Origin of the sequence: Erwinia sp. PsM31 (assembly GCF_030433775.1) — a bacterium.
GTDB classification, from domain to species: Bacteria; Pseudomonadota; Gammaproteobacteria; order Enterobacterales; family Enterobacteriaceae; genus Erwinia; species Erwinia aeris.
This window is the reverse complement of sequence record NZ_JARUWZ010000017.1, coordinates 79746-87643: the sequence shown is the minus strand read 5'-3', so window position 1 is coordinate 87643 and position 7898 is coordinate 79746. Positions and strand designations below refer to the sequence as shown.

Sequence of the window (7898 nt, the reverse complement as noted above, 5' to 3'; positions counted from 1 at the left end):
GCCGTTGTTCCGTGTCAGTGGAGGCGCATTATAGGGAGTTTCTGACGGCTGACAACCCCTATTTTTAAAAAATTTTCCGACCGTTGTTTTTTTATGCAAAGCCGGGCTAAAGCGCCAGTTTTTCGAGCTTTTCGAAGCCATAACGCCGTAAAACGGGCATTAATTGTACTGCCTGCTCCGTCATTGCCAGACAAAAGGCCAGATTACTTTCTTCGGAGAAGACTTTTGGCGACTCATTTTCCAGCAGCCAGACGGTGCGACGCGCGATAGCCGCGCCGGAGTCGATTAATCGCGTCCCTTCAGGTAATACCTGTTGCAGTTCATCCGCCAATAAAGGGAAGTGCGTGCAGCCGAGCACCACCGTATCGGGCGGCTCTTTCATCCGCAGCCAGGGTTGCAGGATCTGTCTTACCTGCTCCAGCGGCACCTCTTTACCCTGCAGCTTGGCTTCCGCCAGCTCCACCAGCTCTGCGGAACCCAGCATTTCCGTTTTGCATTCACCGGCGAAGCGCTTAACCAGCTCATGGGTATAAGGACGCTTTACCGTCCCTCGCGTCGCCAGCAGGCCGACTACGCCGTTACGCGTTAAGCGCGCAGCGGGTTTAATTGCCGGCACCACGCCGACGACAGGAAAACTGAAACGTTCGCGCAGGGCGGGAAGCGTAACGGTGCTGGCCGAGTTGCAGGCGATAACTACCAGCGACAGCGGATACAGGCGCGTAACGGCGGTCACGATTTCAAGCACGCGTTCAACAATAAAAGCTTCGCTTTTTTCACCGTAGGGGAAGGCGACGTTATCGAAGGTGTAGATATAGTGCAGATCCGGCAGCAGCTGCCGGATCTCTTCGCAGACGGAAAGCCCACCGACGCCGGAATCAAACACCAGCACGGTGGGTCGCGGATTAGAAGGTGTAGCTGCCGCTGAGGTAATACTCCCTTCCTGGAGTTTGATAGCCATAAACTGTCTCGTAATCTTTATCAAACAGGTTGGCTATTCTACCACGAACGGTCAGCCGGGATGTGACCGGATACGAAACCGCGAGATCCCATAAGCTGACGCCGCCAAGCTTCACAATTTTGCCGCTGGCATCCTGTGAATACTCTTTATCGTAGCGCTGGCCCAGATATTGATAGCTGAGCGACCAGTCGAACGCATACAGGGTGTAATCAAGCTGATACTTCACCTGCTGTTTGGCGCGACGCAAGAGGATTTCGTTGGTTTCACCGTTACGCGCATCCGTATAGTCATAGGAAAGCGTGTGGCTGACGGGGCCGGTATCAAACGACGCCGTGGTTTCCACGCCTTTAATCGTGGCTTTATTCACGTTGTAGTAGCTGCTGGTTACGTTGCTGTAGTCGATCAGACTATCGATATCGTTGCGATAGCCCGACACGTGCCAGGTAACCGGGCCGGTCAGGCCTTCGAAGCCCCCTTCCCACTGCTTGCTTTGCTCCGGATCGAGATCGCTGTTGCCGCCAAAGGAGCCGTAAAGCTGGCCGATGGTTGGCGCCTTAAAGGCCGTTCCATAGCTGGCGATAACGCGATAGCCTTCTGCAAACTCCCATGCGCCGCTGGTTTGCCAGGTGTTATGCCAGCCAAATTCGGCATGATCGTCGCCGCGCACCGCGCCTTCCAGCGTCAGTGAACCGAACGCCTGCTGGGCTGTTGCATAAAGGCCGGTATTTGTTACTTCGTGGCTGTCGGTAACGTAGGCCGTGCCGGGCTCGATGGTTTGCTTCTGCCAGTCGACGCCGCCGCTAACGCTGCCGTTGCCTACCACAATGTTATTGCCCCATTGCAGATTGTACTGCTGCGAGTCGTCTAACGTAGCGGATCCGTCATACCGTCCCAGGCCTGGGCTGTAGTTGTAATCTTTAGAGTGGCTATAGCTGGCGACAAGCTGAGAAGAGTAAAGCCCGTTATTGAAGCGCAGGCCGCCATCCCACGTCTGGCTGTAAAGCTGACGCGTATCGACATAGGTATCCGGCTTAACATAGGTAGAGTAGCCATCGTAGGCCGTGCGGTTGTCGTAGCCGTAGCCGCGCACGAAACCGCTGAACTCGTCATTGATCTGCTGTTCAATCGCGCCGTAAAGCGTTTTGCTCATAAAGCCATCGCGATCTTTCTGCCGCTCGTTGCCTGAAGCATCCGGATAGTTCGCCACCACATCATACCCTTTGGTATAGGTATAGTTACCCGCCAGGGTCACACGCGTGTTTTCCCCCAGCATCTGTTGCGTGGCGCCGTCATAAGCCTGATAGCCGTTTGAACCGACTCCGGCCGTTAAGGTCGTGCCCGGTTTTTCCCGCCCGGTAATAATGTTAACCACGCCGCCAATCGCATCAGAGCCATAAACGGCCGAGCGCGCGCCGCGCACGTATTCAATACGCTGCACCAGCGAGATCGGGATTTGGCTGAGGTCGGAAGAGCCGCTGATGCCGGCCTGATTCAGGCGAATGCCGTCAATCAGCACCAGCACGTGGCTGGAGTTGGTGCCGCGAATAAACAGCGAGGTTTGCTGCCCCAGCCCACCGTTGCGCGCGATATCCACGCCCGGCAGCCGACGCATCACATCGGCAACGCTTTTCGACTGCCAGCGATCTATCTCCTCGCGCGTGACGACCGTGGTGGGCGCAAGCACGGAGGAAACGGGTTGTGCAAAACGGTTTGCGGTGGTGACCAACGTGCTGTCGGCATCCTGCGCAAAGCCATATTGCGCCCAGAGGGAAAGTGCCGTAGCGCTGAAGGCGAACAGCTTCGGTTTCGTTATCATGGTGTCAGAGCATCCGGTAGATCATGCAGATGCCGCAGGCATACGAGAAAGAACGCGCTCGTAGGAGTTGCGACGTAATCACCGGCAGGTCTTCGGGCTCGGAATCATGAAACGGTGCAGACTTCCCATCCAAAGACAGTGTCAGGCACCCACGACGACATTCCATACCGCTGCGCGTCAGCTCCAGCTTTGCACTGGATTCCCTTTTAACTTATTGAAAGGCCGGCAGCGCATTTTATGGTTAACCCATACAGAATTCCAGACGCCCGCGCATCCAAACGATGCCAGCACCGGACAACGCTGGACATTACGCGGCGGATGCCTACAATCGCAGGGCTTTTAAGGCCCTTAACCCAGGAATGACCATGACTCCCGAACAGCTGCCGATCGAACACTACGATGCCCAACTGGAAGAGAAAGTAGCCCGTCTGCAAACGCTGATGGTTCCTTTTACCGCACAGGATGTCGAAGTTTTCCGTTCGCCAGTCAGCCACTACCGTATGCGCGCTGAGTTCCGGATCTGGCACGACGGCGACGACCTCTACCATATTATTTTTGACCAGCAGACGCGCCAGCGTATCCGCGTCGACAGCTTTCCGGCGGCCAGTGAACTGATCAATCAGCTGATGCCTCGCCTGATTGACGCCGTGCGCGATAAGCCGGTGCTGCGCCATAAGCTGTTCCAGATTGATTATCTCTCCACGCTGAGCAAGCAGATTGTGGTTTCCATGCTTTACCATCGCGCGCTGACGGATGAATGGCAGCAGGCGGCCACGGCGCTGCGTGACGAGCTGCGTGCGGAAGGCTTCGATCTGCATCTGATTGGCCGCGCCACTAAAACCAAAATCTGCCTGGATCGGGATTTTGTGGACGAGCGTTTACCGGTAGCCGGAAAAGAGCTGATCTATCGTCAGGTAGAGAACAGCTTTACCCAGCCGAACGCGGCGATGAACATTAAAATGCTGGAGTGGGCGCTGGACGTGACAAAAGACGCCAGCGGCGATTTGCTGGAACTCTACTGCGGCAACGGCAACTTCTCTTTAGCGCTGGCACGCAATTTCCGTCGCGTGCTGGCTACGGAGATCGCCAAACCGTCGGTCGCTTCCGCCCAGTACAATATTGCCGTCAACAATATTGAAAACGTGCAGATTATCCGCATGGCGGCAGAAGAGTTTACCCAGGCGATGAACGGCACGCGCCAGTTTAACCGTCTGGAAGGCATCGATCTCAGCAGCTACGAGTGCGAGACTATCTTTGTCGATCCGCCGCGCAGCGGGCTGGATGAAGAGACGGTAAAAATGGTGCAGGCTTACCCGCGCATCCTTTATATCTCCTGCAACCCGCAGACGCTGTGCGACAATCTGGCCACGCTTTCCGCCACCCATGACGTTGAACGGCTGGCGCTGTTTGACCAGTTCCCCTATACCCATCATATGGAGTGCGGCGTTCTGCTGACGCGGCGCTAAACGCAAAAGAGCGATGCCAGGCATCGCTCTTTTTATTGCACCGTCGGGCGTTAGCCGCCTCTGCGCGCCCGCAGCTTCAGGCCAATCCAGAAAATTAGCGCAACCATCAAAATAGTCTGCACAAAGTTAGAACCGATTTCAGGATATTCCGCGCGGACGATAGCGCTGTAAACCAGGATGCCGAGCAGGAAAAACGCAGCGGCGAGAGAAGGCATGCCGTCCGGCATCGCGCGGTTAAGATAGCGCTGATGCAGGCACCAGGCGGCAAGGCCCAGCGCGATAAGCGGGAAAACGGAAAACGGCACTATCGAACTGAACAGCACCGAAAACGAGCCGTTAATGGATAGCCCGGTCAGAAAGGCCAGCAGCAGCGTACCCTTGTCCCGGCCAGTCGCTAAACTCATCTCACTCTCCTAATCATGGGCGCCTGGCGACACCGCCAGCCGCTCCTGTTCGCGTCGATACCAGTAGTAAGCGCCTTTAGAGATCATCCGTAGCTGCAACACCAGCCGCTCTTCCAGCTGGCGCCGCTGCGCCACGTCGATATCCAGCGCCTCGGCCCCGGCGTTAAAGACAATAATAACCATCGCCTCCGCCTGCGCTTCGGTAAAGCTGCGCGGCATACGATTTTCAACTTCAAGATAGTCCGCCAGCTCGGCAATAAAATGTTGGATTTCACGGGCTACCGCGGCGCGAAACGCGGCCGACGTGCCGGAGCGTTCACGCAACAGCAGGCGGAAAGCGTTGGGATTATTGCCGATGAATTCCATAAATGTGGACACCGAGGTGCGGATAACGCTGCCGCCTTTAGCGATACGCTGACGCGCCTGGCGCATCAGCTGGCGCAGCATCAGGCCGCTCTCATCCACCATTGTCAGCCCAAGCTCGTCAACATCGCGAAAATGACGATAAAAGGAAGTCGGCGCGATGCCCGCTTCCCTGGCGACTTCCCGCAGGCTCAGGCTGGCAAAACTCCGCTCGGCACTCAGTTGGCTGAATGCCGCTTCGATCAGCGAACGCCGTGTCCGTTCTTTTTGCTGCGCTCTGACGCCCATGTTTGTGCCTGTTTTGCCTGCCAGATTTGCACTATATCAAACTTTTCAGCGTACAGCGGTATCAACTTTGTGTACGCCTGTTAACCTTCCGCTTTGTCAATAAATGGCAAATTGAACAGTTAAAATTGGGAACCCGCTCACGAGATGTTAGAATAAAGTTGAAAATTTGTATAAGAATATAGGACGTATTGGTATGCAACAGTCTTATGATTACGACGCCATCGTGATTGGTTCCGGTCCTGGCGGCGAAGGCGCGGCGATGGGCCTGGTTAAACAGGGCGCGCGCATTGCCGTTATCGAGCGTTATCACAATATCGGCGGCGGTTGTACCCATTGGGGAACCATTCCATCAAAAGCACTCCGCCACGCCGTCAGCCGCATTATCGAATTTAACCAGAATCCGCTTTACAGCGATCACACCCGCCTGCTGCGCTCGTCTTTTGCTGACATTCTGAACCATACGGAAAACGTTATCAGTCAGCAAACGCGGATGCGTCAGGGCTTTTACGAGCGCAACCGCTGCGAACTGTATCAGGGCGACGCCCGTTTCGTTGACGCCAACACTATCGAAATCGTTACGCACGACGGCAGCGTGGAAAGACTGACCGCTGAGAAATTTGTTATCGCCTGCGGCTCGCGTCCTTATCATCCGGTAGACGTGGACTTTACCCATCCGCGCATTTACGACAGCGATTCTATTCTTAATCTGCATCATGAGCCTGGCCACGTCATTATTTATGGCGCGGGCGTGATCGGCTGCGAATATGCTTCTATCTTCCGTGGACTGAACGTAAAAGTTGATTTAATCAACACGCGCGATCATCTGCTGGCGTTTCTCGATCAGGAAATCTCAGATTCGCTTTCCTACCATTTCTGGAACAGCGGCGTGGTTATCCGCCATAACGAAGAGTTCGAGAAAATCGAAGGCGTCAGCGACGGCGTGATCATGCATCTGAAGTCCGGCAAAAAAGTGAAGGCCGACTGCCTGCTGTACGCCAACGGCCGTACCGGGAATACCGATGCGCTGGGGCTGGAAAACGTCGGGCTGGAAGCGGACGGCCGTGGCCTGCTGAAGGTCAACAGCATGTATCAGACCGCCCAGCCGCATATTTATGCCGTAGGCGATGTGATCGGCTATCCAAGCCTGGCTTCTGCCGCTTACGATCAGGGCCGCATTGCCGCTCAGGCGCTGATGAAAGGCGAAGCGAACGCGCACCTGATTGAGGATATCCCAACCGGTATTTATACCATTCCGGAAATCAGTTCGGTGGGCAAAACGGAGCAGCAGCTGACGGCGATGAAGGTACCTTACGAAGTGGGTCGGGCGCAGTTTAAGCATCTGGCGCGCGCGCAGATTGTGGGGATGAACGTTGGCAGCCTGAAGATCCTTTTCCACCGTGAAACCAAAGAGATCCTGGGGATCCACTGCTTTGGCGAACGCGCTGCCGAGATCATTCATATCGGCCAGGCCATCATGGAGCAGAAAAACGGCGGCAACACGATTGAATACTTCGTGAATACCACCTTTAACTATCCCACCATGGCCGAAGCCTACCGCGTGGCCGCGCTGAACGGGTTAAACCGCCTGTTTTAACGCGCTGTTCATATAGCCCTGCATATGGGTGCGGATCGCCTCTGCCAGCTGCTCATAGCGGCCGCGCAGCGGCGAGCCTGGCCGGTACACCAGCGCGATGGTGCGCTGCGGTTCCGGCTTGTAGCACGGCAGATAGCAAACGCCGTCGCGCACGCGCTCTTTCGGCACCGCCAGCGCGGGCAGCAGCGTGATGCCGCTGCCTGCCGCCACCATATTACGCAGCGTTTCCAGGCTGGTGGCGCGGAAATGCGTGTCTTCGTCTGCCCCGGCCTGAAAGCAAAAGCCCATTGCCTGATCGCGCAGGCAGTGGCCGTCTTCCAGCATCAGCAGCTTCTCGCCAGACAGATCCGACATCGGTACGCGATCGCGGTCGTGCCACGGATGATCCTGATAGATCGCCAGCTTCATCGGCTCGTCAAACAGCGGCACCTCGATAAAGGCTTCTGACTCTTTCACTAAAGCCAGGATCGCGCAGTCGAGCTTGCCGCTGTCCAGCTGCGCCAGCAGCTGCTGCGTTTGCGCCTCGTGCAGATACATCTCCAGCTTGGGAAAGGTTTTGTGCAGCGTCGGGATAATCTGCGGCAGCAGATAAGGTCCCACGGTCGGGATCAACCCGATATGCAGCGGCCCGGACATCGCCTCGCCCTGCTGGCTGGCCATCTCTTTCAGCACCTTGACCTCGCGCAGCACGGTGCGCGCCTGGTCGACCAGCAACAGGCCAGCCTGAGTGAAAAGCACTTTACGGCTGGTGCGTTCTAACAGCATAACGCCCAGTTCATCTTCCAGCTTGCGGATCTGACCGCTGAGCGTAGGTTGACTGACGTGGCAGGAATCAGCTGCCCGTCGGAAATGCCGATGTTCAGCCAACGCTACCAGATACTCAAGATCGCGAATATTCATCTTTTCCTCCGAGCCACGATAGTTCATGGCGATAGATAGAATAGCAATCAACGATTAGCCCTATCAAGCCCGGATGATAATAATGTCACCCGTTCGAGAGATGAGTCAC

The 7898-nt window shown here is 56.0% G+C and carries 7 protein-coding genes and 1 riboswitch; of the genes, 2 read left to right on the top strand and 5 right to left on the bottom strand.

Annotated features, from left to right (window positions below):
• Positions 1–106 precede the first annotated feature (106 nt).
• Positions 107–958 carry a glutamate racemase gene (gene murI, locus QCD69_RS14360; RefSeq protein WP_125290550.1) on the bottom strand — a complete coding sequence of 284 codons (852 nt, stop codon included), beginning with the start codon at positions 956–958 and terminating at the stop codon, positions 107–109.
• On the bottom strand, positions 903–2774 hold the full coding sequence (gene btuB / locus QCD69_RS14355; protein WP_301252501.1) for a TonB-dependent vitamin B12 receptor BtuB: 1872 nt from the start codon (positions 2772–2774) through the stop codon (positions 903–905). Before btuB ends, murI begins: the two co-directional genes overlap by 56 nt.
• Positions 2775–2840: 66 nt before the next feature.
• Positions 2841–3013, bottom strand: a riboswitch (cobalamin riboswitch).
• A gap of 126 nt (positions 3014–3139) precedes the next feature.
• Here btuB and trmA point away from each other — a divergent pair.
• On the top strand, positions 3140–4240 hold the full coding sequence (gene trmA, locus QCD69_RS14350) for a tRNA (uridine(54)-C5)-methyltransferase TrmA (protein WP_253457149.1): 1101 nt from the start codon (positions 3140–3142) through the stop codon (positions 4238–4240).
• A 50-nt stretch (positions 4241–4290) separates the two neighbouring features.
• On the opposite strand, the gene QCD69_RS14345 is transcribed toward trmA, so the two are convergent.
• Positions 4291–4644: a YijD family membrane protein gene (locus QCD69_RS14345; protein WP_301252500.1), complete on the bottom strand. Its 354-nt coding sequence runs from the start codon at positions 4642–4644 to the stop codon at positions 4291–4293.
• 9 nt (positions 4645–4653) lie between these two features.
• A complete protein-coding gene (gene fabR, locus QCD69_RS14340; protein WP_253457141.1) occupies positions 4654–5295 on the bottom strand; it encodes an HTH-type transcriptional repressor FabR in 642 nt (213 codons plus the stop codon).
• A 193-nt stretch (positions 5296–5488) separates the two neighbouring features.
• On the opposite strand from fabR, the gene sthA reads away from it, so the two are divergent.
• Positions 5489–6889 carry a Si-specific NAD(P)(+) transhydrogenase gene (gene sthA / locus QCD69_RS14335; RefSeq protein WP_253457139.1) on the top strand — a complete coding sequence of 467 codons (1401 nt, stop codon included), beginning with the start codon at positions 5489–5491 and terminating at the stop codon, positions 6887–6889.
• Here sthA and oxyR read toward each other — a convergent pair.
• Positions 6872–7789, bottom strand: coding sequence for a DNA-binding transcriptional regulator OxyR (gene oxyR / locus QCD69_RS14330; protein WP_253457136.1), 918 nt, complete (start codon positions 7787–7789; stop codon positions 6872–6874). The genes sthA and oxyR overlap by 18 nt on opposite strands.
• Positions 7790–7898: the final 109 nt, after the last annotated feature.